Source organism: Bradyrhizobium sp. UFLA03-84, from assembly GCF_002289535.1.
In the GTDB taxonomy this organism is placed as follows: domain Bacteria; phylum Pseudomonadota; class Alphaproteobacteria; order Rhizobiales; family Xanthobacteraceae; genus Bradyrhizobium; species Bradyrhizobium viridifuturi.
The window spans coordinates 150,408-174,923 of the sequence record NZ_NSJY01000017.1; the positions used below are offsets into that span (position 1 = coordinate 150,408).

The following is a 24,516-nucleotide window of genomic DNA, read 5'->3' on the forward strand; positions in this document are numbered from 1 at the left end:
ATGGCGATCGATACCCTCCCCGAATCCTCCCTCCCCGTCACCCGGCCGTTCCGCGTCAAGTTCGGCTTCCTGACGTCGACGCCGATCATCGCAGTTGCGACGATCTGCCTCGTCCTCATCATCCTGATGGCGATCTTCGCGCCGCTCCTTGCGCCTCATGATCCACTCTTGCTGACGCCGGCGCAGCGGCTGAAGCCGGCGAGCGCGCAGTACCTGCTTGGCACTGATGCTTATGGACGCGACCTGTTGTCGCGCATCATCTACGGCGCCCGAATCTCGCTGATCATCGGGATCGGCGCCGCCGTCTGCTCGATCGCCGTCGGGCTCCTGATCGGCCTCGTCGCCGGCTTCTTCCGCTGGGTCGATGCGGTGTTGATGCGCGTGATGGACGGCCTGATGGCGATCCCCGCCATCCTGCTCGCGATCGCCGTGGTGTCGCTTTCTGGCGCCAGCATCTGGACCGTGATGGTCGCGATCACCATCCCCGAGATCCCGCGCGTGGCACGGCTGGTGCGCTCGGTGGTGCTGACCGCGCGCGAGGAACCCTATGTCGAGGCCGCGATCTCGCTCGGCTCCAGCCTGCCGAAGATCATGTGGCGGCATCTGACGCCGAACACGATCGCGCCGCTGATCGTGCAAGGCACTTACGTTTGCGCGTCCGCGATTCTGACCGAGGCGATCCTGTCGTTCCTCGGCGCCGGCATCTCGCCGGAGACGCCGACCTGGGGCAACATCATGGCCGAGGGCCGCGCGTTCTTCCAGATCAAGCCGTCGCTGATCTTCTGGCCGGGGCTTCTGCTCTCGATCGCCATTCTCAGCATCAACCTGATCGGCGACGCCGCGCGCGACGCGCTCGATCCCCGCATGAAGCAGCGTGAGGGCAAGTGACCACAACCAACCCTTCCAACGTCGTCCTCGACATCAACAACCTCGTCGTCGGCCTCGGCCGCAAGGCGGACGCGCATCGCATCATCGACGACCTCTCCCTCCAGGTGCACGAGGGCGAGACGCTCTGCCTGGTCGGCGAAAGCGGCTCGGGCAAGTCGGTGACCTCGCTCACCGTGATGGGCCTGCAGCAGAAGGGCACGCTGGTGCCGTCCGGCGGCAGCGTCAAACTGGTCGGCGAGGAACTGCTCACCGCGACCGACCGGCGGCTGCGCCAGTTGCGCGCAACGCGGATGGCGATGATCTTCCAGGAGCCGATGACCGCGCTCAATCCCGTGGTGCCGGTCGGCCGACAGATCGACGAGGTGCTGCGCGCCCATACCGATCTCGACTCCCGCGCGCGGCGCCAGAAGATCCTGGCGATGATGGAGCATGTGCGGCTACCCGATGTGGAGCGCATCTTCTCGTCCTACCCTCACCGCCTGTCGGGCGGACAGCGCCAGCGCATCATGATCGCGATGGCGCTGGTGCTGGAGCCGAAGCTATTGATCGCGGACGAGCCGACCACGGCGCTCGACGTCACCACCCAGAAGCAGATCCTCGCCCTGATCCGCGATCTGCAGCGCGATCACGGCACCGCAGTTCTGTTCATCACCCACGACATGGGCGTGGTGGCCGAGATCGCCGACCGCGTCGCGGTGATGCGGCACGGCCGCCTGGTCGAAGCCGGTCCGCTGCAGGACGTGCTGCGCAATCCGAAGATGGACTACACCCGCAACCTGTTGTCCTCGGTGCCGAGCCTGGTGCCGCGCGCGCCGCGCCCGGAGACATCGGAGCCCGTGGTGCTGGAAGCCAACGAACTCAGCAAGGTCTACCGGGAGCGGTCGCTCTACGGCAAAGCCCGTGAGGTCGCGGCCGCCAGCAACGTCACGCTGACGCTGCGCAAGGGTCGCACGCTCGGCATCGTCGGCGAAAGCGGCTCCGGCAAGTCGACGGTGGCGCGCTGCATCGTCCGGCTGATCGATCCGACCTCGGGCGGGGTACGGCTTGCCGGCCGCGAGATTTCCGACCTGTCGCGCCGGCTGCTGCAGCCGCATCGGCAGAAGATCCAGATCATCTTCCAGGACCCCTACCGCTCGCTCAATCCCCGCGTCACCGTCGGCGAGAGCATCGCCGAGGGCCCGATCAATTACGGCATGCCGCGCAAGGACGCGCTGGTGCGGGCCCGCGAGCTGCTCGAGCTGGTCCATCTGCCGCCCGACGCCATCTCGCGCTATCCACACCAGTTCTCCGGCGGCCAGCGCCAGCGCATCGCGATCGCCCGCGCGCTGGCGCTCGATCCCGACGTGCTGGTGGCCGATGAAGCCGTATCCGCGCTCGACGTCTCGGTGCAGGCGCAGGTGCTGGATCTGCTCGACGAGATCCAGCGGCGGCTGGGCATCGCGCTGCTGTTCATCACACATGATTTGCGCGTCGCCGCACAAATCTGCGACGACGTCGCCGTGATGCAGCGTGGACGGGTCGTGGAACAGGGACCGGCCGCCGAGGTGCTGACCAATCCGCAGCAGGCCTATACCCGTGCGCTGCTCGAGGCGGCACCCGGACGCGGCTGGGACTTCGCCAACTTCCGCCCGGTTTCGGAAGGCATTGTGGCAACCGCCTAGGTCTTTAGCCTTAGCCTGAACTGTGGGCCTTTCAATACGCCCATAGGGCATGCAATTCCGGCAGTGCTCCCCGGCTTGCGCTTGGCGCGACGACACGCTTAACGTCGCGCGCCAGAGCACGATCCGGAAAGGGCGAACCGGCTTTCGAACGATCATGCTCAAACTGAAATGACGGGATGATGCGATTGCTTCCAAATCGCCTCATCATCGAAGAAACGTGTCGAGACCGACTTGATGACCCGCATCGCCGTTGGCGGCTTCCTGCACGAGACCAACACCTTCGCACCGACGAAGGCAACCTATGACGACTTCGTGCATGGCGGCGGCTGGCCGTCGATGACGCGCGGCGCCGAGGTGCTCAAGGTGATGCGCAAGATCAATGCCGGCCTCGCCGGCTTTGTCGAGGCGGCGGAGGCCTATGGCTGGGAGCTGGCGCCGACGATTGCGACCGGTGCGACGCCGTCGGCGCATGTGACGAAGGACGCCTTCGAGCGGATCGTCAAGGACATGGTCGACGGCATCGTCGCAGCCGGGCCGATCGATGCCGTCTACCTCGATCTGCACGGCGCCATGGTGACCGAGCACCATGACGACGGCGAAGGCGAAATCCTCGCGCGCGTGCGCAAGGCGATCGGCAAGGACATTCCGCTGGTTGCGAGCCTTGATCTGCACGCGAACGTCTCGCCCGAGATGATCGAACATGCCGATGCGCTGATCGCCTACCGCACCTATCCGCATGTCGACATGGCCGATACTGGCCGCGCCTGCGCCAGGCATTTGGCCTTGTTGCTCAACTCCAGGCAACCTCTCGCAAAGGCGTTCCGGCAGCTGCCTTTCCTGATCGCGATCAGTTGGCAATGCACCAACGACCAGCCGGCCAAGGGCATCTATCAGAAGCTTGCGGCGCTGGAGAGCGACGCTGTTCCGACGCTTTCGTTTGCGTTCGGCTTCCCGGCCGCCGATATCAAGGACTGCGGCCCGAGCGTATTCGCCTATGGCCGGACCCAAGCCGATGCCGACGCTGCCGCCGACAGCATGGTCGCGCTGGTCGAAAGCCACGAGAACGATTTCGACGGCCCGATCTATATGCCCGACGAGGGCGTGCTGCTTGCGATGAAACTCGCGGCATCGGCGTCGAAGCCGATCGTGATCGCCGACACCCAGGACAATCCCGGCGCCGGCGGCAATTCCGACACCACGGGCATGCTGCGTGCGCTGGTGCGCAACGGAGCAAGTGCGGCCACCGGCGTCATCTGCGACCCGCAATCGGCGCGCGCTGCGCACGCGGCCGGAGTCGGTGCGACAGTCACGCTCGACCTCGGCGGCAAGTCCGGTATTCCGGGCGATGCGCCTTACCGGGAAACCTTCGTCGTCGAGAAGCTCTCCGACGGCCGGTTCGTCGCGCCGGGGCCATTTTACGGCGGACGCGACATGGACATGGGACCCTCCGCCTGCCTGCGGGTCGGCGACGTTCGCGTCGTCGTCGGCTCCTACAAGGCGCAGCTCGCAGACCAGGCGATGTACCGCTATGTCGGCATCGAGCCGACTGCGCAGAAGATCCTGGTCAACAAGAGTTCGGTGCACTTCCGCGCCGATTTCGAGCCGATCGCCGAGAAACTGCTGATCTGCGCCGCGCCCGGGCCGATGCCCGCCGATCCCGCCACGCTGCCGTGGAAACATTTGCGACCGGGCATTCGTATCAAGCCTAACGGCCCGACTTTCACCCCCTCCTCCCCATCACGCACAGACGGATAGACAGCCATGCCGACCATTGAGCGCATCGACAGTTTTGCCGACGAACTCACCGCCATCAGACGGGATCTGCATGCGCATCCCGAGATCGGCTTCGAGGAGGTCCGCACCTCGGGCATCGTCGCCGAGAAGCTGACGAGCTGGGGTATCGAAGTGCATCGCGGCCTCGGCGGCACCGGCGTGGTCGGCGTGCTCAAGGGCAAGGGCAGCGGCACCCGGAAGATCGGCCTGCGCGCCGACATGGACGCGCTGCCGATGGAGGAGAACACCAATCTGAAGTGGCGTTCGACGATTCCCGGCCGCTTCCACGGCTGCGGCCATGACGGCCACACCACGATGCTGCTCGGCTCGGCGCGCTATCTCGCCGAGACCCGCAATTTCGACGGCACCGTGCACTTCATCTTCCAGCCGGCCGAGGAAGGGCTCGGCGGCGCCCGTGCCATGATCAAGGACGGCCTGTTCAAGCAGTTCCCCTGCGACGAGGTCTACGGCCTGCACAACGCGCCCGACCTCAACCATGGCGAGATCGCGATCCTGCCGGGACCAGCGATGGCCGCCGCCGATTTCTTCGACATCAGGATCCAGGGCTATGGCGCCCATGGCGCGATGCCGGAGCGCTCCAAGGACGCGGTGGTGATCGCGATGACGCTCGGACAGGCGTTGCAGTCGATCGTCAGCCGCAACGTCGATCCGCTGCAGGCAGCGGTGCTCTCGATCACCCAGATCCATTCCGGTTCGGCCTACAACGTCATTCCCGGGGACGCCTGGATGTGCGGCACGGTGCGCTGCTTCTCCGATGAGATCCGCGCGCTGATCCGCACTCGCATGCGCGAGATCTGCGCCGGCTTTGCCGCCGCGTATGGTGCCGAAATCTCGGTCGAGATCCGCGACGGCTTCAGCGTGCTGGTCAATCAGGAAGAGCAGTCCCGCGTTGTCGAGGAAGTCGCGCGCACCGTGGTCGATCCGGCCAAGGTGATCACGCGCTCGACGCCCAAGATGGGCAGCGAGGATTTCGCCGACATGATGCAGGCCATTCCCGGCGCGTATTTCTGGGTCGGTCATGACGGTTCAGTGCCCGTGCACAATCCCGGTTACGTTCTCGACGACAAGATCCTGCCGATCGGCGCCAGCATGTTCGCCCGCATCATCGAGAAACGTATGCCGGCAGGTGCGCATGCATAAGCCGAAAGCGGACGCCATCACGTCGCTGCACGATCTCTCCGCCGTCGACCTGCTCGCCGGCTATCGTGCCAAGCAGTTCTCGCCCTCGGAAGTGCTCGAGGAAATCATCTCCCAGGTCGCGACCTGGGAGCCGCACATCAAGGCGCTGTACCTGTACGACCCCGACGGGGCGCGGAAAGTCGCCAAGGCCTCGACCGAGCGCTGGCAGCAGGCCGAGCCGGCCGGCACGCTCGATGGCGTGCCCGTCACCATCAAGGACAATGTCGCGACCAAGGGCCAGCCGGTGCCGCTCGGCGCCGCCAGCGTCAAGCTCGCGCCCGCGGAAAAGGATGCCCCGCCTGCCGCGCGGCTGCGCGAAGCCGGCGGCGTGATCTTCTCCAAGACCACGATGCCGGATTACGGCATGCTGTCGTCGGGCCTGTCGTCGTTTCATCCCCTCACCCGCAATCCCTGGGATGTCAGCAAGAACCCCGGCGGCTCGAGCTCCGGCGCGGGCGCGGCCGGTGCTGCCGGCTACGGCCCGTTGCATCTCGGCACTGACATCGGCGGCTCGGTGCGGCTGCCCGCCTCCTGGTGCGGCCTCGTCGCGCTGAAGCCGAGCCTCGGCCGCGTGCCGATCGATCCGCCCTATGTCGGCCGCGTCGCGGGGCCGATGACCCGCACCGTCGACGACGCCGCGCTGATGATGAGCGTGCTGTCGCGCCCGGATCGACGCGACGGCATGAGCCTGCCGGCGCTCGAGGTGAACTGGAAGGCGCTGGAGAAGTCGCCCCGCAAGCTGCGCATCGGTCTGATGCTCGATGCCGGATCCGGCCAGAAGGTCGAGAAGGACGTTCGCGAGATCGTCGTCAAGGCGGCGAAGGCGTTCGAATCTGCCGGTGCCGTGATCACCGAGATCGACGGCATCCTGACGCCCGAGATGCTCGAGGGGCTCGACAATTTCTGGCGCGCGCGGACCTGGGACGAGCTGACGAAATTGTCTGCAGACGATCGCGGCAAGACCCTGCCCTACATCCTCAACTGGGCCGAGGCCGGCGCAAAACTCTCCGGCGTCGACGTGGTGCGCGGCTTCAACCAGACCATGGCGATCCGCGCGGCTGCTGCAAAGTTGTTCTGCGAGGTCGACTACGTGATCTCGCCGGTGTCGCCGGTGGTGAATTTCCCCGCGGAGTTCGCCGCACCGCTGAACGATCCGGCAAAGCCGTTCGAGCACATCTGCTTTACCGTGCCGTGGAATATGTCGGAGAACCCGGCGCTGTCGATCAACGGCGGCTATGACAGGAAGGGCTTTCCGATCGGCGTCCAGATCATCGGCCGCCGCTTCGACGACATCGGCGTGCTCGCCATGGGCAAGGCGTTCGAAGGCCTGCGCGGCCCGCAGAAGCCGTGGCCGACGCCGCCGAAGAAGTAGCGCCTCAACGCAAGTGGGGATGCGCGGAGCTCAGCCTGCGCATCCGACTTCTTCACAAGGGAAGATTGCCGGGTTAACTGAATGCGACGCACGTCGTTCATTCAAGAAAACCGAGAGGAAATCATCCCCATGGCGTATGAGACGATCAAGTACGAGGTCGCCGAGCAGATCCTAACCATCACGCTGAACCGGCCCAACAAGCTCAACGCCTTCAACGCCACGATGCAGCAGGAGCTGATCGACGCGTTCGACAAGGCCGACAAGGACGACGACGTCAGGGCGATCATCGTGACCGGCGAAGGCCGCGGCTTCTGCGCCGGCGCCGACCTCTCCTCCGGCGCCAACACGTTCGACCGCGATGCGCGGCGCGGCCCGGTCAAGCGCAATGCCGACGGCAGCGTCGACTACAGCGATCCGCAGGTCCGCGACGGCGGCGGCCAGGTGACGCTGCGCATCTTCAAATGCCTGAAGCCCGTGATCGCCGCGGTGAACGGTCCCGCGGTCGGCATCGGCGTCACCATGCAGCTTGCGATGGATATCCGCATCGCCTCCGAAGCCGCGCGCTTCGGTTTCGTGTTCTCCCAGCGCGGCATCGTGCCGGAGGCCGCCTCGAGCTGGTTCCTGCCGCGCATCGTCGGCATTTCGCAGGCGCTGGAATGGTGCTACTCGGGCCGCGTCTTCCCGGCGCAGGAAGCGCTCGCCGGCCGGCTCGTCAGCAAAGTGGTGCCGCCGGATGAGTTGCTGCCGACCGCGCGTGCGCTGGCCAAGGAATTCGCGGCCAAGACCGCGCCGGTGTCGGTGGCGCTGATCCGCCAGATGATGTGGCGCATGCTGGGCGCCGACGATCCGATGGAGGCGCACAAGGTCGACAGCCGCGGCATCTATGCCCGCGGCCGCTCCGAGGACGTCAAGGAAGGCGTGGTGTCGTTCCTGGAGAAGCGGCCGGCACAGTTCAAGAACAAGGTCTCGTCCGACATGCCCGACTATTTCCCGTGGTGGCAAGAGCGCGACTATAAGTGAGCGAACGACGTCAAGCGGCGTCCACATCCGACGGCGTCGTCCTGCTGCATGGCATCAGCAGGACGGCGCGTTCGTTTCGCAGGATGGAGCTGGCGCTTGGCGATGCCGGCTTTGCCACCCTCAATCTCGACTATGACAGCCGGCGCAAGGGGCTCGATGCGCTGGCCGAGGACATCCATCCCCCACTCGATCGTTTCGCGCAGAACCTCACTGGCCCCGTGCACTTCGTCTGCCATTCGATGGGCGGCCTGCTGGCCCGCGTGTACCTCGCACGACATCGCCCCGTGCGGCTCGGCCGCGTCGTGATGCTGGGTACGCCGAACGGCGGCAGCGAGATCGCCGACCGCCTGAAGAACCTCGCCGCCTATCGCGCCTACTTCGGCCCCGCCGGCCAGCAGCTCGTCACCCGCCGCGATGCCGCGACCAGCGCTCTGCTGCCCACAATCGATTATGAAGCCGGCATCATCGCCGGCAACCGCTCGGTCTATCCGATCACGTCCATGGGACTGCCCCGACCGCACGATGGCCGGGTCTCGGTCGCCAACACCAGGCTCGACGGCATGGCCGATCATATCGTGATCCGCACCTCGCATCCCTGGCTGGTGCGCAACACCGATGCGATTGCGCAGACCATCGCATTTTTGAGAGACGGGAAGTTTGCAAACGGCTAGCCGTCATTGCGAGCGAAGCAATCCCTACTACTGCATATGCGGCGCAATGGATTGCTTCGTCGCTTTGCTCCTCGCAACGACGGCTATCTGGTCAGCAGCGCCACACGCCCGATTGCCTTGCGTTCGATCAGCAATCGCATCGCCTTCGCGTAGTCTTCCAGCGGCAGCCGATGCGAGATATTTGGCCGCACCTGGCCGGCCTCGGCCCACTCGTTCAGCGCCTTGAACCTGATCTCGCCGAGCGCCGGGTCCTTCCGCACCGCCTCACCTGCGCGAACGCCGAGCACGCTTGCGCCCTTGATCATCAAGAGATTGGTGCGGGCGAGCCCGATGCCACCGGTGAATCCGACGACGAGAATCCGCGCGCCCCAGTTGATGCAGCGCATCGAGTTCTCGAACACCTCGCCGCCGACGGGATCGAACACGACGTCGGCGCCGCGGCCGTCGGTGAGGCGCTTGACCGCATCACGGAACGGCTCACGCGCATAGAGCACGAGATGATCCGCACCCCGTTGTTTGGCGATCGCAAGCTTCTCCTCGGATGACGCCGCCGCGATCACCGTGGCGCCGAGCAGCTTGCCGATCTCGACCGCTGCAAGCCCAACGCCGCCGCCGGCGCCATGCACCAGCAGCACCTCACCCGGCTTCATCTGCCCGCGGTCGATCAGCGCGTGATAGGCGGTGCCGTGCGCGGCGAGGAAGGTCGCGCCCTCGGCATAGTCGAAAGTCGACGGCACCGGCACGAGTTGCGACGGCACGGCAACCGTCTCGTCGCAATAGGCGCCGTGGCGCATCTTGACGATCACCTTGTCGCCGACCGCGACACCGGACGCATCATTGACTTCGACGACATCGCCGGCGGCTTCCGAGCCCGGCGTGAACGGCAGCGGCGGCTTGAGCTGGTATTCACCCGCGGCCATCAGGATGTCGGGGAAATTGATCCCGGCGGCACGGATCGCCACGCGCACCTGCCCCGGCTGCAAAGGCACCGAAGCAAAATTCTCGAGCTGAAGACGCTCGGGCGGGCCGAGTTCGCGGCAAACGACGGCTTTCGGCATCAGGCGGCTCGCGCCTTGAGACGTGCCAGGGCTTCGCGGATCAACGGCAGGCGGTCATTGCCGAAATACATGTCGGTCTTGTCGAGATAGATCGTGGGCGAGCCGAAGCCGCCGCGCGCCATCACCTCCTCGGTGTTGGCCTTGAGCTGGTCCTTCATCGCTTGATCGCCGATGCCGGCAAGGAACTGCGCCGGATCGATCCCGAGCTTGCCGCAGATCTCGCTCAGCACCGCATCCTGCGAGATGTCCTTGTCGTCGCCCCAATAGGCCTCGAACACCGCACGCGCGAACGGCACCATCTTCTCGTTGCCGAGCCAGATGCAGCCGCGCATCGCCTTGACGCTGTTCACCGGAAACACGGTCGGCGGCATCTTGATCGCAAGGCCGGCCGAGCGCGCCCAGTCGGCGAGGTCCTTCTTCATGTAGCGCGCCTTCAGCGGCACCGGCTTCTCGCGCTGCGCGTAAACAGACGGATTGACGGTGTTGAAGATGCCGCCGACCAGGATCGGCCGCCAGGTGATGGGAGTATCGAACTCCTTCGCCAGCGGCTGGATGTTGTGCCAGGCGAGGTAAGTCCACGGACTGGAACAGTCGAAGAAGAATTCGATCATGGCGTTTCCCTTTATCTTTTCCGCATCCATTGTCGTCATTCCGCGATCCGCCGCAAGACGCGGGCATCGCGACCGTGTCGCGCCACGGAATAACGGACGTTATTTCTTCTCGACCAGCTCTTTCGCGCGCTGGCCGAACATGTTCTTGCGCGACTCCTCGTCGAACGGCTCCTTGACGAATTTTCCGATCGCAAGTCCCGCCTGCACCTGCGGACGGGCGCGCACGGTCGCATACCAGCGCTTGATGTTCGGATAGTCGTCGAGGGTGAAGCCCTGCGCCTTGTGGGTCATGGTCCAGGGGAAGCAGGCGATGTCGGCGATCGAATAGTCGGGGCCGGCGATATAGGCGCCGGTCTTGCCGAGCTGGCGGTCGAGCACGCCATAGAGCCGCGCCGTCTCGTCGCGGTAGCGCTCGATCGCATAGGGAATCTTCTCGGCCGCATAGAGCGCGAAATGGCCGTGCTGGCCGAGCATCGGGCCGAGGCCGCCCACCTGCCACATCACCCACTGGATGGCGATCGACCGCGCGCGGAGTTCGCGGGACAGGAAACGGCCGCTCTTGTCGGCAAGATAGATCAGGATCGCGCCGGTCTCGAACACCGAGAACGGCCCGCCGCCGTCGGCAGGGGCATGATCGACGATGGCGGGGATACGGTTGTTCGGGCTGATCGCCAGGAATTCGGGCCGAAACTGCTCGCCGGCGCGGATGTTCACCGGGATCACCGTATAGGGTAGCCCGAGTTCCTCCAGCATGATCGAGATCTTCCAGCCGTTCGGCGTCGGCGCGTAGTGCAGGTCGATCATCGGCGTCTATTCCCCGTCACAAAGACTTTTGTTGTTCTGTACGTCCAGCTTAGGACATGGCACACAGGCGCTCAATCAGGACCCATCGGGAGGCACCCATGCTGTTTCCAACCACGATCGCAGGCTCGCTGCCGAAGCCCGAATGGCTCGCCGAGCCGAACGTGCTGTGGGCGCCCTGGAAGTCTGATGGCGCCGAGCTCGCCCGCGCCAAGCGCGACGCCACGATCCTTGCGGTCAAGCTGCAGGAGGACGCCGGCGTCGACATCGTGACCGAGGGCGAGCAAGCGCGCCAGCACTTCGTGCACGGTTTCCTGGAGCGGATCGAGGGCATCGATTTCGCCCACAAGGTCGAGATGGGCATCCGCAAGGACCGCTACAAAGCCATGGTGCCGCAGGTGGTCGCGCCGCTGCAGCTCAAGGGCCGCGTCCATGAGAGCGAGGCACGTGCGGCGCGCGCCCACACCAAAAACAAACTGAAGTTCACCCTGCCCGGCCCGATGACGATCATCGACACCATCGCCGACCAATATTACGGCGACCGCGTCAAGATGGCCTTCGCCTTCGCGGAGCTATTGAACCAGGAAGCCAAGGCGTTGCAGGCCGACGGCGTCGACATGATCCAGTTCGACGAACCGGCCTTCAACGTCTACATGGACCAGGTGCGCGACTGGGGCATCAAGGCGCTGGAGCGCGCCGCAGAAGGCCTCACCTGCGCCACCGCCGTACACATCTGCTACGGCTACGGCATCAAGGCCAACACCGACTGGAAAGAGACGCTCGGCGGCGAATGGCGGCAGTATGAAGAGACCTTCCCGGTCATCGACAAGAGCACGATCCAGCAGGTCGCAATCGAGTGCCGCAACTCGAAGGTGCCGATCGATCTGCTCGCCGCGCTCCCCGGCAAGATTGTGCAGGCCGGCGTGATCGACGTCGCCAGCGACGAGGTCGAGACCCCTGAGGATGTCGTCAAGGTGATCGAGGCGGTCGCCAAGCACGTCCCGAAGGGCAACATCATCGCGACCACCAATTGCGGCATGGCGCCGATGCGGCGGGATATCGCCGAAGCCAAGCTGAGCGCACTCGGCGCGGGAGCAAAGCTGGCGCGGCAGCGGCTGGCGTAAGGATGCCGGCGGCTCAGCTGAGCGCGGCTGCTGCGCTCGGATGCAGCACCGGCCGATAGCCGGCCTGAAATGCACGGACGGTCGAAGGCGGTGTCAGCAGCATCGCGGGCGCGGTTACCTCGGCGCGCTCGTAACCGGCAAAAGACCACCGCAAGGTTTTCCCGTTCGCGACGAGATAGCTTTCCCTGCTTGCCTGCACCATCGTCCCGTCGGGCAACGCATCCATCGACAGTGGCAGGGGATGCAGCCGCTTCTTGCCGTGGTCCATCCGCTCGGCGTGCAGCACCGCGTCCATCGCCTTGGCGCTGAGATCTCTCACCCCATTGCCTTGCTCCCAGTCGGCGCGAAACCGGTTGGCGTCGTCGCGGCGGCAGTAGAAGCAGGGCCGGTGTCCGGCCGCGAAGGCGGTTGCCTCATCGAGGAAGAACAGTTCGGTCCAGCTCTGCCGGCGCATCACCTCGCGCCGCCGTCCCCTGAACTCGCAGACGCAGGTGAGCCACGCCGGCGACGACCAGCGCTTGTTCAGCAGCGTGCGGGTCGCCGGATCGTGGATGATGCCGCGATTGCCGGTGAAGGTGCCGCGGTGGTCCGTGGCAACGATCTCGCCTGTCGGTGTGACGCGGTTTTGCAGGGGCATTGCGCGCCTCTAACCAATGCGTCATTGCGAGGAGCGAAGCGACGAAGCAATCCACGCTACCGCATATTCGGAGCCGTGGATTGCTTCGCTTCGCTCGCAATGACGGGTCAACTCAAGCCGCCCCGTCGCGGATCGGCGGCTGGAACGACAGCGCGGTGTCCCAAGGAAAGAAGATCCAGGTGTCCTGCGACACCTCGGTGATGTAGGTGTCGACCAGCGGCCGGCCCTTCGGCTTGGCATAGACCGTTGCGAAATGCGCGTCGGGCAGCATCTCGCGCACCAGCTTGCCGGTCTTGCCGGTGTCGACGAGGTCGTCGACGATCAAGAGTCCTTTGCCGGTGCCGCCGCCGAGCTTGGCGGTCTGCTCCGAAATGCCCTTGAGCACCTTCAGGTCGCCCTGCTTGTCGTGGTCGTAGCTGGCGATGCAGACGGTATCGATGACCCGCAAGCCGAGCTCGCGCGCCACGATCGCCGCCGGCACCAGCCCGCCGCGGGTGATCGCGACCACCGCATGGAACGGACCGACTTCATTGAGCCGCCAGGTCAGCGCCCGGCAATCCCGGTGGAATTGATCCCACGAGACCGGGAACGGCCTGCCCGCCCGATCCTGCACATTCGGTTCAGAATTTTTCTCGACCATATCGTCTCAACCCGCCGGCTTCTTCTGCGCGGCCTGCACCTGCTTCAACATCTCTTTCACTGCGGCCATCGCGGCGGCAAGCTTCTCCGGATCGCGCGAGCGGACCACCAGATTGGTGTTCGGCTTCTGGTTCTCGTCCTGGAACGGATAGCTGCCGATGATGGTGTCGGGATTGGCTTCCGCGATCGCCCGCAGCGGGCCGCCAATGTCACCCTCCCGCGCGTCGGCGCGGACCGAATCCGACAGCATCCGCACGCCGGACTTCAGGGTCGGCGCCACGATGTCCATCATCGCCTGCATGATGGTGGGGATGCCGGCCATCACGATGACATTGCCGAGCTTGAAGCCCGGCGCCAGGATGGTCGCGCTCTGGATCAGCTCGGCGCCATCCGGCACCCGGGCCATCCGCAGCCGCGCCTCGTTGAGGTCCTGCTCGCTCCAGCGCTCCCTGAACCGCGCCACCACGTCAGGGTGATGGTGAATATCGACCCCGAACGCCTTCGCCACGCTGTCGGCGGTGATGTCATCATGGGTCGGCCCGATGCCGCCTGTCGTGAACACGTAGGTGTATCTATGCCGCAGCGCATCAAGGGCGGAGATGATGTCGGCCTCGTCGTCGGCGACGACACGGACCTCCTTCAGGTCGATGCCGATATTGGTCAGGTATTCGGCGATGAAGCCGATGTTCTTGTCCTTGGTCCGGCCGGACAGGATCTCGTCGCCGATCACCAATATCCCCGCCGTGACGATCTCGCTCATGGTCTCATTCCCTAACTTGATCCCCTGACATTGCCGATCCAATGCCTTGATGTCACGGGGTTTTGCCGCCGAATTAAGCAGACCTAAGCCGGTTTTTCGGGCAGGCCTTCCTGGCTATCCCTAGCAAATGCCGCACGCCAATGCATATCGCGCTGGCCCGCCCCTTGCTACCATCCCATCAAGTCATGCACTGTGTCTCATGGCTTGGGAGGGCAGTCGGGATATATGGCAGTCGCGTTCGATGAGATGAATGGCCTCGGCGAGGATCTCCGCCCGGCCTACCAGGAGCTCTCCCGCTGGCTCAAAGAGACGCCGCCGGACGCGCTCGAATATCGACGCCAGGAAGCGGAGCTGCTGTTCCGCCGGATCGGCATCACATTCGCGGTCTATGGCGATTCCGAAGCCCAGGAACGGCTGATCCCGTTCGACGTCATCCCGCGCATCATGTCCGCGACCGAGTGGACGCTGCTGGAGAAGGGCCTGAAGCAGCGCGTGCTCGCGCTCAACATGTTTCTGAAGGACATCTACCACGGCCGCGACATCCTGCGTGCCAACGTCATCCCCGAAGACCTGATCTTCCAGAACCCGGTGTTCCGGCCGGAGATGAACGGCCAGGACGTGCCGCACGACATCTACGTCCATATCGCCGGCATCGACATCATCCGCACCGATCCCGACAATTTCATCGTGCTAGAGGACAATGCGCGCACGCCGTCCGGCGTGTCCTACATGCTGGAAAACCGCGAGATCATGATGCGGCTGTTTCCGGACCTGTTCGCACGGCATCGCGTCGCGCCGGTCGAGCGCTATCCCGACGAACTGCTTTCGGCGCTGCGCTCGGTCGCCCCGCACAGCGCCTCCGCAGAACCCACGGTCGCGCTGATGACGCCCGGCGTCTACAACTCGGCCTATTACGAGCACTCGTTCCTGGCCGACAAGCTCGGCATCGAGCTGGTCGAGGGGCGCGACCTCATCGTCAAGAACGACGAGGTGTTCATGCGCACCACCGAGGGGCTGAAACGGGTCGACGTGATCTACCGCCGCGTCGACGACGATTTCCTCGATCCCCTCACCTTCCGGCCGGATTCCGCGCTCGGCGTGCCCGGACTGATGTCGGCCTATGCCGCCGGCAACATCACGCTCGCCAACGCAGTCGGCACCGGCATCGCCGACGACAAGGCGATCTACTCCTACATGCCTGACATCGTGAAGTTCTATCTCAGCGAGGAGCCGATCCTGAAGAACGTGCAGACCTGGCGCTGCCGTGAACCGCAGGATCTGTCCTACGTGCTCGACAACCTCGCCGACCTCGTCGTCAAGGAGGTGCACGGCTCGGGCGGCTACGGCATGCTGATCGGCCCGGCCGCCACCAAGGCGACCATCGAGGCGTTCCGCGACAAGCTCAAGCGCGAGCCGGAAGGCTTCATCGCCCAGCCGACGCTCGCGCTGTCGACCTGCCCGACCTGCACCGACAAGGGCCTGGCGCCGCGCCATGTCGACCTCCGCCCGTTCGTGCTGACCGGCTCCAGCCACACCACCATCGTGCCCGGCGGGCTGACGCGGGTGGCGCTGAAGGAGGGCTCGCTCGTGGTCAATTCGAGCCAGGGCGGCGGCACCAAGGACACCTGGATACTGAGCGAGTAGTTGAAAGCATGCTGTCGCGCACCGCTGAAAACCTGTTCTGGCTGGCCCGCTACGTCGAACGCGCCGAATATCTCGCGCGCACGATCGACGCCACGCTCCGCGTCACCGCGCTGCCCGCGGCCTATATCGGCAAGACCAACGAGTGGGACTCCGCACTGCTTACCGCCGGCGTCGGCGCGAGCTTCTACGATCACTATCAGGAAGCCAACCAGCAGAACGTCATCGAATATCTCTCCTTCTCCTCGGAAAATCCGTCGTCGATCAAGAACTGCATTGAGGCGGCCCGGCTCAATTCGCGCTCGGTGCGAACCGCGCTGACGTCGGAGATGTGGGACACCATCAATTCAGCGTGGATCGAGCTGCAAGCCGTCTGGAACAAGGGTCCCGCCAACCGCGAGGAGCTGGCCAAATTCCTGCGCTTCGTGCAGGAGACCTCGCTGCGGTTCGACGGCTCGGCCTACCGGACCATGCTGCGCAACGACGCATACTGGTTCTCGCGGCTTGGCGTGCATCTCGAGCGCGCCGACAACACCGCGCGGATCCTCGACGTGAAGTACCATATGCTGCTGCCCGAGGCAGAACATGTCGGCGGCCCGCTGGATTACTACCAGTGGACCTCGATCCTGCGCTCGGTATCGGCGACGACCGCCTATCATTGGGTTTACCGCGAAACCCTGAAACCCTGGCTGATCGCCGACCTCCTCATCCTCAACGACACGCTGCCGCGCTCGCTCGCCAGCTGCTACAGCAATCTGGTGCGCAATCTGGACCAGATCGGCGTCGCCTATGGCCGCCAGGGCGCCTCCCAGCGCCACGCCCGCGGCATCAGGAACCGGCTCGAGCACAGCCATATGGACGATATCTTCCAGCACGGCGTGCACGAATTCATCCAGGAATTCATCGCTGACAACTCGCGGCTGGGTGAGATCATCACCAAGCAGTATCTGATCTGACCGATACGGCCCAAAATCGCTCAAATTGTCGTCATGGCGGACCTCATCCCGGCCATCGACGTCTTGCTTTCGCGGCCGATTAGGAAGAAAGACGTGATGCCCGGGAACGGTCCGGGCATGATGCTTCTGCCCAAAAAAACCGACTGAACTCCGGTTGAGCCATGCGCCTGCGGATAGCCCACACCACCACCTATCGCTACGAGCCGGCGGCCTCGGGCGTGATCCAGATTCTGCGGATGACGCCGGGCAGCCATGACGGCCAGTATGTCGCGGATTGGCAGATCGACGTCTCGACCGATTCCAGGCTCGATACCCACGAGGACGCCTTCGGCAACGTCACCCACGTGCTGACGCATGGCTCGATCAGCGACCTCACCATCCATTGCGAGGGCCTGGTCGAGACCCAGGACACCGGCGGGGTGCTCAAGGGCAGCGACGAGCGGTTTCCGCCGAGCCTGTTCCTGCGTGCCACGCCGCTGACCGACCTCAGCCCGGCGATGACGAGCATCGTGCGTGAGCTGCGCGCCGAGGCCGGCACCGACGTGCTCGGCTTCCTGCATGCGCTGATGGTGCGGATCTACGAACACATGACCTTCGACGAGGACCCGACCAACAGCGCCACCTCGGCCTCCGAGGCGTTCACGCTGAAGCGCGGCGTCTGCCAGGACTACGCCCATATCCTGATCGCCTGCGCGCGCGCCGGCGGGGTTCCGGCGCGGTTCGTCTCCGGCCACTTCCTGCGCTCCGACGGCATGGTCAACCAGCAGGCCGGCCATGCCTGGGCCGAGGCGTTCGTGCCGGACTTGGGCTGGGTCGGCTTCGACGCCGCCAACGGCATCTGCACCACCGACGCCCATGCCCGCGTCGCGATCGGCCTCGACTATCTCGGCGCCGCCCCCGTCCGCGGCACCCGCTATGGCGGCGGCAACGAGACGCTGACCGTCGCGGTCAAGGTCGATCAGGCCGGACGTCCCGGCCAGTGGCAGAGCCAGACGCAGTCGTAGGCCGACGTCTCACGTCATTCCGGGGCGCGTCTCCTGGCGCGGGTGTCATCATGGACCGACGTCTCTTTCTCGCAACCGCCCTGTTCGGCCTGGCGCGCATCCCGGGTGCCGACGCGCTCGAGCGCTGGCAGACGCTGCCGGCAACACCGGCGCCGATCGCAGGGCGCAGCGCGCACGCCGAGGTCAACGGCATCAGCCTGTTCCATGTCGAGACCGGCGATGGCAGTCCGGTGGTTTTCTTGCACGGCGGGCTGTCCAATTCCGATTACTTCGGCCTGCAGGTGCCGGAGGTCGCGCGGAATCACCGCGTGATCTGCGTCGACAGCCGCGGCCATGGCCGCAGCAGCCGCAATGCGCAGCCGTTCGGATACGATTTGATGACCGACGACGTCGTGGCGTTGCTCGATCTTCTGAAGATTCCGCGCGCGGCGATCGTCGGCTGGAGCGACGGCGCCATCATCGGCCTCGATATGGCAATGCGCCATCCCGATCGGGTGAGCCGGGTATTCGCGTTCGGCGCCAACACCCAGACATCGGGCCTCAAGCCCGACATCGACAAGAACCCGACCTTCGCGCAGTTCATCGCGCGGGCGAAGACCGAGTATGAGCGCCTGTCGCCGACGCCGGGTGAATATGACCAGTTCCTGCAACAGATCGAGAAGATGTGGGACAGCCAGCCGAACTGGACCGACGACCAGTTGCGCACGATCCGCGCGCCGGTGCTGATCGCGGACGGCCAATATGATGAGGGCATCAGGCGCGAGCATACCGAGTACATGGCCGCGACCATTCCCGGCGCCGGCCTGCTCATCCTGCCCAATGCCAGCCATTTCGCGTTCCTGCAGGATCCTGCGCTGTTCAACGCCGCGTTGCTTGATTTTCTCGACGCCTGACCGCGGACGCGGCAGCGCCGGCCGCCTTCTGCTATGATCGTCGCGCAATCTGACGAAATGAGAGAAGCCATGGCCACCGTAAAATTGCTTTCCGACGACGAACTCTCGGCCGAGGCGCGCGCCGTCTTCGACGACATCCGTTCGACGCGGAAGTCGGACTTCATCAACAATTTCTGGCGCGCGCTCGCGCATGATCCGAAGACCTTGCGGCGGACCTGGGAGAGCATCAAGGAGGTGATGGCGCCGGGCGCGCTGGATCCGAAGGTCAAGGAAATGCTCTACGTCGCGGTCTCGGTGGCCCATGGTTGCAGCTACTGCATCCATTCGCACACCGCAGCCGCCCGCGCCAAGGGCATGACCGACGCCGAGTATCAGGAAATGCTGGCGATCGTCGGCATGGCGGCCGAGACCAACCGGCTGGTCACCGCGCTCGGCGTGCCGGTGGATGAAGCGTTCCTTGTCGGTGCACCGGCCGGACGAAGCCAGGAGCCGTAACGGCCCAGCACTGCGTCACTTGTCCAGCCAAACGTCTTCGAACCGCAGATTGTTGTACTGGCTGTTGTCGTGCGGATGAAAGTTCTTCACGTAAGGCTGCCAGCAATTGCCGGCCGATGAGTGCAGGATGACCGGCCGCGCGGCGTCGTCGACCAGCAGGCGCTCGATGTCGAACACGATCTTGCGGCGCTTGTCCTTGTCGACCTCGCGCGACTGCGCGGCGAGCAATTTATCGACCTCGGCGTTGCAATACTGGGTGTAGTTGCGCTCCGAATTGCAGGAGTAGTTCTCGACAAGATTGCCGTCGGGATCGTCGACGCTGACGCCGGTGACATTGAGGCCGATGGTGTAATCCTTGCGCTGCAACCGCGAGTACCAACGCGGCGTGTCGAGGATATCGAGTTCGGCCACGATGTAGATCTTCTTGAGCTGGTCGGCGAGGATCACCGCCGGGTCGCGATAGGTCGGCAAATTACGGGTCTGGATCTTGATCGACAGCGGCTTGGCGCCGCTGTAGCCGAGCTTCTGCATGATCGCCTGCGCGTCGGCGAGGTTCTTCTCGGTATCGGGGCCATAGCCCATCAGCGTCGACAACATCTCCGGCGGCATGCCCCATTCGCCCTCGGGCTTGGCCTGCATCGCGCCGCCGAGCCGCCCGGTACCTTCGAACAGGATCGAGTTGAAGGCCTTGCGATCGAGCGCCAGCGACATCGCCTTGCGGATCTCCGGATTGTCGAACGGCGGATTGACGCGGTTGACCAGGAGATTGATCTGCAGGTTGGTCGACGTCATCTCGCAGATCGCGTTCGGCGCCCGCGCCTTGACGTCCTTCATCAGGGGAATACTGACGTCGGACGGAAACGTGATGTCATAGTCGCCGGTCGCAAACGCCAGCATGCGGGTGGCACGGCTGTCGATCGAGCGCACCGTGATCTCGTCGAGATACGGCCGGTCCTTCTTGAAATAATCGGGGTTGCGGACGAGACGGATCGAATCGCCGCGCCGGAACTCGACGAATTTGAACGGCCCGGTGCCGATCGGTTTGGTGCGCATCACCTGCTGCGGCACGTGACAGGGATAGACCACCGAGAAGGCGCTGGCGAGCAGCGCCAGGAGGCCGGGCTGCGGTTCGGTCAGCTCGAAGGTCGCCTCATCGTCGCCATTGACGCTGACGTCCTTCAGTTTGGAGTACCAGACCTTGCGCGGATTGCGCTTGAAGTCCGTGGCCTTGGAGTCCTGGGTCTCGCTCTTGCCGATCAGCATCCGCCAGGTGCATTGCACGTCCTTGGCGGTGAACGGCTGGCCGTCATGCCATTTCACGCCGTGATGCAGCTTGAATGTAAGCTTCGTGTTGGTGGAATCCCACGACCAGCTCTCGGCGAGATCGGGGATCACGGTGTCGATGCTCTCATGCACCTTGGCCGGATCGAACACCACGAGGTTGTTGAAGACCGCCGCGAACGGCATCACCGAGGCGATGGTGGATTCCTCGAGCAGTGAGGTCGAGGGCGGGTTGTCATTGTGATAGAGCCGCAGCGTGCCGCCCTTCTTCTGCGCCGATGCGGGGCCCGCAACGATTGCAGCGACGCCCAACGCCATGATGCACGCGGCCAATCTCAACGACATTCTCGCCTCCCGGAATTCTTGTTGTTTTTGTCGATTGGAGGCAGTCGATCACAATGCCCGGTGCCTCGCAATGACAGCGAACCCGGATCATTGCCGGCTGCGCGCAGCGCACAGCGAGACCGCCCAAACTCCGAAAAGTGGGCGGCAGGAACAAGCCCATGCGGGCCGTCTCGGCGATCCGACCCCGCCGTTTTGACCGGCCACCGCAATGTCCCGTCACGGGGAATTGGGGTTGGATGCGACCTCGAAATTGGCTACACGTTTCTCCGCCGAGAACCTCGGACCGTTTGAGGACTGGAAATGACCTATTGCTGCGGAATTCTGGTGCGCGACGGCCTCGTCATGATCGCCGACACCCGCACCAATGCCGGCCTCGACAACGTCTCGACCTTCCGCAAGCTGCACATCTTCGAGAAGCCCGGCGAGCGCATCATGGCGATCGCCAGCGCCGGCAATCTCGCGATCAGCCAGTCGGTGCTGTCGACCCTGACCGAGGGCATGGAAGACCCGCACACCGGCGAGCTCGAGACGCTGATGAATGCGCCGACCATGTTCCAGGCGGCGCAGCGGATCGGCCGCGCCATCCGCTCAGTGCACGCCACCGAGGGCGAGGCGCTGCGTTCGGAGGACATCTCGTTCGACGTGTCGTTCCTGTTCGGCGGTCAGATCAAGGGCTCGCGGATGCGCCTGTTCATGGTCTACACCGCCGGCAACTTCATCGAATGCACCACCGATACGCCCTATTTGCAGATCGGCGAGCACAAATACGGCAAGCCGGTGCTCGATCGCGCCATGCACTACGACGTCGAGCTCTATGAGGCGCTCAAGACCGGCCTGATCTCGATGGATTCGACGATGCGCTCCAACCTCGGCGTCGGCCTGCCGATCGACGTGCTGGTGGTGCGCACCGACGTCTGTGAGGCCGACCTCAACCACCGCATCGAGGCCGGCGAGCCCTATTTCCACGATCTGCGCTCACGCTGGTCGGCGGCGCTGCGCGCGGCGCACCAGAACATTCCACGCCCGCCCTACAAGAACGAAACCGAAGCAAAAACCAAGTAAGAGGAAACTCGGAGATGACTGAGGCAACCCGCAAGATCGCACTCGTGACCGGCGCCGGCACCGGCGTCGGCCGCGCCGCATCGCTCGCCCTGATGGACAAGGGCTACACCGTGGTGCTCGCCGGCCGCCGCATGGAGATGCTGGAGGAGACCGCCAAGCTCGGCCCCGCCGGCAAGAGCCTGTGCGTCTCGGCCGACATGGCCAACCCCGCCGCGATCGCCGCGCTGTTCGACAAGGTGAAGGCGACCTATGGCCGGCTCGACGTGCTGTTCAACAACGCCGGCATGGGCGCGCCGCCGGTCAATTTCGAGGACTTGCCGCTCGAGCAGTGGCAGGCCGTGGTCAACACCAACCTCACCGCGCCGTTCCTGTGCACCCAGCACGCCTTCCGCATCATGAAGGACCAGACCCCGCGCGGCGGCCGCATCATCAACAACGGTTCGATCTCGGCACATGCGCCGCGGCCGTTCTCGGCGGCCTACACCTCGACCAAGCACGCCATCACTGGCCTGACTAAGGCCTCCAACCTCGACGGCCGGATGTATGACATCGCGGTCGGCCAGGTCGATATCGGCAACGCCGCAACCCCGATGACCGATCGCATGGTCAACGGCCCCGGCGTGCTGCAGCCGGACGGCACCACCAAGCACGAGCCGCGCATGGATGCGAAGGCGGTCGGCGATGCCGTCGCCTACATGGCCGGCCTGCCGCTCGACGCCAACGTGCTGTTCATGACAGTCATGGCGACCAAGATGCCGTTCGTGGGACGGGGCTGATCTTCCCCAGCTCCCCGCGTGCGGCAGGGCTATCACGATCGCATGGCCGGGCTTGTCCCGGCCATCGCGCTGCAGGGGCACGGTCAAAATATCGAAAACAACCCCATGCAAAGTGCCGGCGGCTGCCGGCGTCCGATCGGGCGGGTTGACACGTCGGGCAAATCAGCCGTATTTTTCCATTATTCCGAAATCGCTCAGGAGCCGGGAGCAGCATCCTTCAGTTCTCATCCGGGATGCCCGGCGTCCCGTCGTTCGCTTTTCTTCGCCAGTAAACTCGCTGCATCCGATCGGCGACAATGAACACTGGTATCGCGCCAAGGAATATGAGTTCGTACCAGGTACGATGCTGGTGCCAACTGTCAAAAAGTACGGCCGCCATTCCCCCGAAGGCAATTGTGCCCAGAGCCCAAATTCTCCATCTTACATTCAAAACGGCCTCACATAGTTGGGCTGCCTCCGCTGGCGGCCTCTTTTGCATTCCCGGCAAACGCCGCATGCGTCTGGCTACAGCTTCGTTTGCTTCACGCTTAAGCGCCGCGTAACGATCTCGTAGGGATCTTCTGCCACGCGCTTATTTCTGAGCCGTTGCGACGTCTATCCTACTCCAGCTTCTCCACATCCCGCAGCGTCGGGAACAGCTTCATCCAGAGCAGCGCGACCGCAACCGTGGCGACGCCGCCGAGCACGGCCGACGGCACGGCGCCGAGCAACGCCGCGGTGACGCCGCTCTCGAACTGGCCGAGCTGGTTCGACGCGTTGATGAACAGGAAGTTGACCGCGCCGACCCGGCCGCGCATCTCGTCGGGGGTCGCAAGCTGCACCAGCGAGAAGCGGATCACGACGCTGATCGTATCGGCCGCGCCAAGCACCGCGAGCGCCAGCGCCGATAGCCACATCCAGTGCGACAACGCGAACACCACCGTCGCCACGCCGAACACGATCACCGCCTGGAACATGCGTAATCCCACGCGGCGGTTGATGGTGTGCCGCGCCAGCACCATCGTCATCAACAGCGCGCCGACCGCAGGCGCCGCGCGCAAGATGCCGAGGCCGAGCGGGCCGGTCTGCAGGATGTCGCGCGCATAGATCGGCAGCAGCGCAGTGACGCCGCCGAACAGCACCGCGAACAGATCGAGCGAGATGGTGCCGAGGATCGCCGGATTACTGCGCACGAAAGTGACGCCGGCAAACAGATCATCCGACACCTCGCCGTTCTTCGCCGCCGCCCGCTGCAGCCGGCCGATGCCGCCGGTCAAGAGCGCGCCGAACAGCCAGAACACCATCATGATGCCGTAGGGCGCGCTCGGCATCAGCGCGTAGGCAAAGCCGCCGAGCGCGGGGCCGGTGATGGTCGCGACCTGCGCTGCGCCGCTCGAGATCGCAGTCGCCCGCTGCAGCGAACCTTGCGGGGCGATCAGCGGCAACAGCGCAGCGGTCGCCGGGCTCTCGAACGCGCCGGCGATGCCGAGCACGAAGGTCGCAATGAAGATCTGGATCTCGGAGATGGTGCCGGCAAACGTGCTTCCTGCGAGAAACAATGCGGTCAGCGCCTCCGCGACCTGGCAGGCCTGCACCACGCGCTTGCGCTCGAAGCGGTCGGCAGCGTGGCCTGCGACGAACACCAATAGCGCCGTCGGCAGGAACTGGACCAGCCCGACCATGCCGAGGTCGAAGGCGCTGCCGGTCAGGTCATAGATCTGCCAGCCGATCGCCACCGCGCCGATCTGGCTGGAGAAGCGCGACAGGCTGCGCGACGACAGGAAGAACAGGAACGGTCTGTGGCCGAGCAGGTCGCGGGCGCCGACCGAGGTGACGGAGGACATGGGTGATTGCGTGGCCGAGCGCCTG

At 64.8% G+C, this 24,516-nt stretch carries 23 protein-coding genes; 15 read left to right on the top strand and 8 right to left on the bottom strand.

The genetic code is table 11. From position 1 onward, the window contains the following. From CK489_RS33340 to CK489_RS33370, 7 genes are all read left to right on the top strand, one after another. The gene (locus CK489_RS33340) at nt 1–888 is read left to right on the top strand and encodes an ABC transporter permease (RefSeq protein WP_095735289.1); all 888 of its coding nucleotides are present in this window, start codon (nt 1–3) and stop codon (nt 886–888) included. Next, a complete protein-coding gene (locus tag CK489_RS33345; protein WP_095735290.1) occupies nt 885–2,549 on the top strand; it encodes an ABC transporter ATP-binding protein in 1,665 nt (554 codons plus the stop codon). Before CK489_RS33340 ends, CK489_RS33345 begins: the two co-directional genes overlap by 4 nt. A gap of 234 nt (nt 2,550–2,783) precedes the next feature. Beyond that, nucleotides 2,784–4,304: a M81 family metallopeptidase gene (locus CK489_RS33350; RefSeq protein ID WP_095735291.1), complete on the top strand. Its 1,521-nt coding sequence runs from the start codon at nt 2,784–2,786 to the stop codon at nt 4,302–4,304. A gap of 6 nt (nt 4,305–4,310) precedes the next feature. Then, complete coding sequence (locus CK489_RS33355; protein ID WP_095735292.1) at nt 4,311–5,483, top strand: M20 aminoacylase family protein; 1,173 nt, start codon at nt 4,311–4,313, stop codon at nt 5,481–5,483. Continuing rightward, nucleotides 5,476–6,894, top strand: coding sequence for an amidase (locus CK489_RS33360; RefSeq protein WP_095735293.1), 1,419 nt, complete (start codon nt 5,476–5,478; stop codon nt 6,892–6,894). Before CK489_RS33355 ends, CK489_RS33360 begins: the two co-directional genes overlap by 8 nt. A 129-nt stretch (nt 6,895–7,023) precedes the next feature. After that, a complete protein-coding gene (locus CK489_RS33365) occupies nt 7,024–7,914 on the top strand; it encodes a crotonase/enoyl-CoA hydratase family protein (RefSeq protein WP_095735294.1) in 891 nt (296 codons plus the stop codon). Beyond that, complete coding sequence (locus CK489_RS33370; RefSeq protein WP_050625554.1) at nt 7,911–8,585, top strand: alpha/beta hydrolase; 675 nt, start codon at nt 7,911–7,913, stop codon at nt 8,583–8,585. Before CK489_RS33365 ends, CK489_RS33370 begins: the two co-directional genes overlap by 4 nt. Nucleotides 8,586–8,668: 83 nt before the next feature. On the opposite strand, the gene CK489_RS33375 is transcribed toward CK489_RS33370, so the two are convergent. The 3 genes from CK489_RS33375 to CK489_RS33385 form a co-directional block, all read right to left on the bottom strand. Further along, nucleotides 8,669–9,643: an NADPH:quinone oxidoreductase family protein gene (locus CK489_RS33375; protein ID WP_095735295.1), complete on the bottom strand. Its 975-nt coding sequence runs from the start codon at nt 9,641–9,643 to the stop codon at nt 8,669–8,671. Continuing rightward, nucleotides 9,643–10,254: a 2-hydroxychromene-2-carboxylate isomerase gene (locus tag CK489_RS33380; protein WP_095735716.1), complete on the bottom strand. Its 612-nt coding sequence runs from the start codon at nt 10,252–10,254 to the stop codon at nt 9,643–9,645. Before CK489_RS33380 ends, CK489_RS33375 begins: the two co-directional genes overlap by 1 nt. Before the next feature lie 99 nt (nt 10,255–10,353). Beyond that, complete coding sequence (locus CK489_RS33385; RefSeq protein WP_095735296.1) at nt 10,354–11,058, bottom strand: glutathione binding-like protein; 705 nt, start codon at nt 11,056–11,058, stop codon at nt 10,354–10,356. Nucleotides 11,059–11,156: 98 nt separating this feature from the next. Here CK489_RS33385 and CK489_RS33390 point away from each other — a divergent pair, with 98 nt between their 5' ends. Then, on the top strand, nt 11,157–12,179 hold the full coding sequence (locus tag CK489_RS33390; RefSeq protein ID WP_095735297.1) for a methionine synthase: 1,023 nt from the start codon (nt 11,157–11,159) through the stop codon (nt 12,177–12,179). 13 nt (nt 12,180–12,192) lie between these two features. Here CK489_RS33390 and CK489_RS33395 read toward each other — a convergent pair whose 3' ends face one another. From CK489_RS33395 to CK489_RS33405, 3 genes are all read right to left on the bottom strand, one after another. Beyond that, a complete protein-coding gene (locus CK489_RS33395; protein WP_095735298.1) occupies nt 12,193–12,816 on the bottom strand; it encodes a hypothetical protein in 624 nt (207 codons plus the stop codon). Between the two features lie 112 nt (nt 12,817–12,928). Then, nucleotides 12,929–13,456: a xanthine phosphoribosyltransferase gene (gpt, locus tag CK489_RS33400; protein WP_050625550.1), complete on the bottom strand. Its 528-nt coding sequence runs from the start codon at nt 13,454–13,456 to the stop codon at nt 12,929–12,931. 6 nt (nt 13,457–13,462) lie between these two features. Further along, on the bottom strand, nt 13,463–14,215 hold the full coding sequence (locus tag CK489_RS33405) for a competence/damage-inducible protein A (protein WP_050625549.1): 753 nt from the start codon (nt 14,213–14,215) through the stop codon (nt 13,463–13,465). A gap of 225 nt (nt 14,216–14,440) precedes the next feature. Here CK489_RS33405 and CK489_RS33410 point away from each other — a divergent pair, with 225 nt between their 5' ends. The 5 genes from CK489_RS33410 to CK489_RS33430 all read left to right on the top strand — a co-directional run bounded on the left by CK489_RS33410 (nt 14,441) and on the right by CK489_RS33430 (nt 19,204). Beyond that, on the top strand, nt 14,441–15,859 hold the full coding sequence (locus CK489_RS33410; protein ID WP_050625548.1) for a circularly permuted type 2 ATP-grasp protein: 1,419 nt from the start codon (nt 14,441–14,443) through the stop codon (nt 15,857–15,859). A gap of 8 nt (nt 15,860–15,867) precedes the next feature. Further along, nucleotides 15,868–16,812 carry an alpha-E domain-containing protein gene (locus tag CK489_RS33415; RefSeq protein ID WP_095735299.1) on the top strand — a complete coding sequence of 315 codons (945 nt, stop codon included), beginning with the start codon at nt 15,868–15,870 and terminating at the stop codon, nt 16,810–16,812. A gap of 161 nt (nt 16,813–16,973) precedes the next feature. Next, the gene (locus CK489_RS33420; RefSeq protein WP_050625547.1) at nt 16,974–17,816 is read left to right on the top strand and encodes a transglutaminase family protein; all 843 of its coding nucleotides are present in this window, start codon (nt 16,974–16,976) and stop codon (nt 17,814–17,816) included. 50 nt (nt 17,817–17,866) lie between these two features. After that, nucleotides 17,867–18,709 (top strand): alpha/beta fold hydrolase, encoded by an 843-nt coding sequence (locus CK489_RS33425; RefSeq protein ID WP_095735300.1) that lies wholly within the window; start codon nt 17,867–17,869, stop codon nt 18,707–18,709. A 69-nt stretch (nt 18,710–18,778) separates the two neighbouring features. Then, complete coding sequence (locus CK489_RS33430; protein ID WP_095735301.1) at nt 18,779–19,204, top strand: carboxymuconolactone decarboxylase family protein; 426 nt, start codon at nt 18,779–18,781, stop codon at nt 19,202–19,204. A gap of 15 nt (nt 19,205–19,219) precedes the next feature. Here CK489_RS33430 and CK489_RS33435 read toward each other — a convergent pair whose 3' ends face one another. Further along, on the bottom strand, nt 19,220–20,830 hold the full coding sequence (locus CK489_RS33435; protein WP_095735302.1) for an ABC transporter substrate-binding protein: 1,611 nt from the start codon (nt 20,828–20,830) through the stop codon (nt 19,220–19,222). 300 nt (nt 20,831–21,130) lie between these two features. Between CK489_RS33435 and CK489_RS33440 the strand changes: the two genes are divergently transcribed. Both CK489_RS33440 and CK489_RS33445 read left to right on the top strand, forming a co-directional pair. Then, nucleotides 21,131–21,892, top strand: a complete 762-nt coding sequence (locus tag CK489_RS33440) for a proteasome-type protease (RefSeq protein WP_021077764.1) — start codon at nt 21,131–21,133, stop codon at nt 21,890–21,892. Nucleotides 21,893–21,906: 14 nt separating this feature from the next. Beyond that, nucleotides 21,907–22,668, top strand: coding sequence for an SDR family oxidoreductase (locus CK489_RS33445; protein WP_050625541.1), 762 nt, complete (start codon nt 21,907–21,909; stop codon nt 22,666–22,668). A 599-nt stretch (nt 22,669–23,267) separates the two neighbouring features. Here CK489_RS33445 and CK489_RS33450 read toward each other — a convergent pair. Beyond that, the gene (locus tag CK489_RS33450; RefSeq protein ID WP_050625540.1) at nt 23,268–24,491 is read right to left on the bottom strand and encodes an MFS transporter; all 1,224 of its coding nucleotides are present in this window, start codon (nt 24,489–24,491) and stop codon (nt 23,268–23,270) included. Between the last annotated feature and the right edge of the window lie 25 nt (nt 24,492–24,516).

Bases quoted from the DNA above. Each gene is read 5' to 3' on its own strand.
- CK489_RS33340 (WP_095735289.1), top strand. From the start codon at position 1: ATGGCGATCGATACCCTCCCCGAATCCTCCCTCCCCGTCACCCGGCCG.
- CK489_RS33350 (WP_095735291.1), top strand. From the start codon at position 2,784: ATGACCCGCATCGCCGTTGGCGGCTTCCTGCACGAGACCAACACCTTC.
- CK489_RS33355 (WP_095735292.1), top strand. From the start codon at position 4,311: ATGCCGACCATTGAGCGCATCGACAGTTTTGCCGACGAACTCACCGCC.
- CK489_RS33360 (WP_095735293.1), top strand. From the start codon at position 5,476: ATGCATAAGCCGAAAGCGGACGCCATCACGTCGCTGCACGATCTCTCC.
- CK489_RS33365 (WP_095735294.1), top strand. From the start codon at position 7,024: ATGGCGTATGAGACGATCAAGTACGAGGTCGCCGAGCAGATCCTAACC.
- CK489_RS33375 (WP_095735295.1), bottom strand. From the start codon at position 9,643: ATGCCGAAAGCCGTCGTTTGCCGCGAACTCGGCCCGCCCGAGCGTCTT.
- CK489_RS33380 (WP_095735716.1), bottom strand. From the start codon at position 10,254: ATGATCGAATTCTTCTTCGACTGTTCCAGTCCGTGGACTTACCTCGCC.
- CK489_RS33385 (WP_095735296.1), bottom strand. From the start codon at position 11,058: ATGATCGACCTGCACTACGCGCCGACGCCGAACGGCTGGAAGATCTCG.
- CK489_RS33390 (WP_095735297.1), top strand. From the start codon at position 11,157: ATGCTGTTTCCAACCACGATCGCAGGCTCGCTGCCGAAGCCCGAATGG.
- CK489_RS33395 (WP_095735298.1), bottom strand. From the start codon at position 12,816: ATGCCCCTGCAAAACCGCGTCACACCGACAGGCGAGATCGTTGCCACG.
- gpt (WP_050625550.1), bottom strand. From the start codon at position 13,456: ATGGTCGAGAAAAATTCTGAACCGAATGTGCAGGATCGGGCGGGCAGG.
- CK489_RS33405 (WP_050625549.1), bottom strand. From the start codon at position 14,215: ATGAGCGAGATCGTCACGGCGGGGATATTGGTGATCGGCGACGAGATC.
- CK489_RS33410 (WP_050625548.1), top strand. From the start codon at position 14,441: ATGGCAGTCGCGTTCGATGAGATGAATGGCCTCGGCGAGGATCTCCGC.
- CK489_RS33415 (WP_095735299.1), top strand. From the start codon at position 15,868: ATGCTGTCGCGCACCGCTGAAAACCTGTTCTGGCTGGCCCGCTACGTC.
- CK489_RS33420 (WP_050625547.1), top strand. From the start codon at position 16,974: ATGCGCCTGCGGATAGCCCACACCACCACCTATCGCTACGAGCCGGCG.
- CK489_RS33425 (WP_095735300.1), top strand. From the start codon at position 17,867: ATGGACCGACGTCTCTTTCTCGCAACCGCCCTGTTCGGCCTGGCGCGC.
- CK489_RS33430 (WP_095735301.1), top strand. From the start codon at position 18,779: ATGGCCACCGTAAAATTGCTTTCCGACGACGAACTCTCGGCCGAGGCG.
- CK489_RS33435 (WP_095735302.1), bottom strand. From the start codon at position 20,830: ATGTCGTTGAGATTGGCCGCGTGCATCATGGCGTTGGGCGTCGCTGCA.
- CK489_RS33440 (WP_021077764.1), top strand. From the start codon at position 21,131: ATGACCTATTGCTGCGGAATTCTGGTGCGCGACGGCCTCGTCATGATC.
- CK489_RS33445 (WP_050625541.1), top strand. From the start codon at position 21,907: ATGACTGAGGCAACCCGCAAGATCGCACTCGTGACCGGCGCCGGCACC.
- CK489_RS33450 (WP_050625540.1), bottom strand. From the start codon at position 24,491: ATGTCCTCCGTCACCTCGGTCGGCGCCCGCGACCTGCTCGGCCACAGA.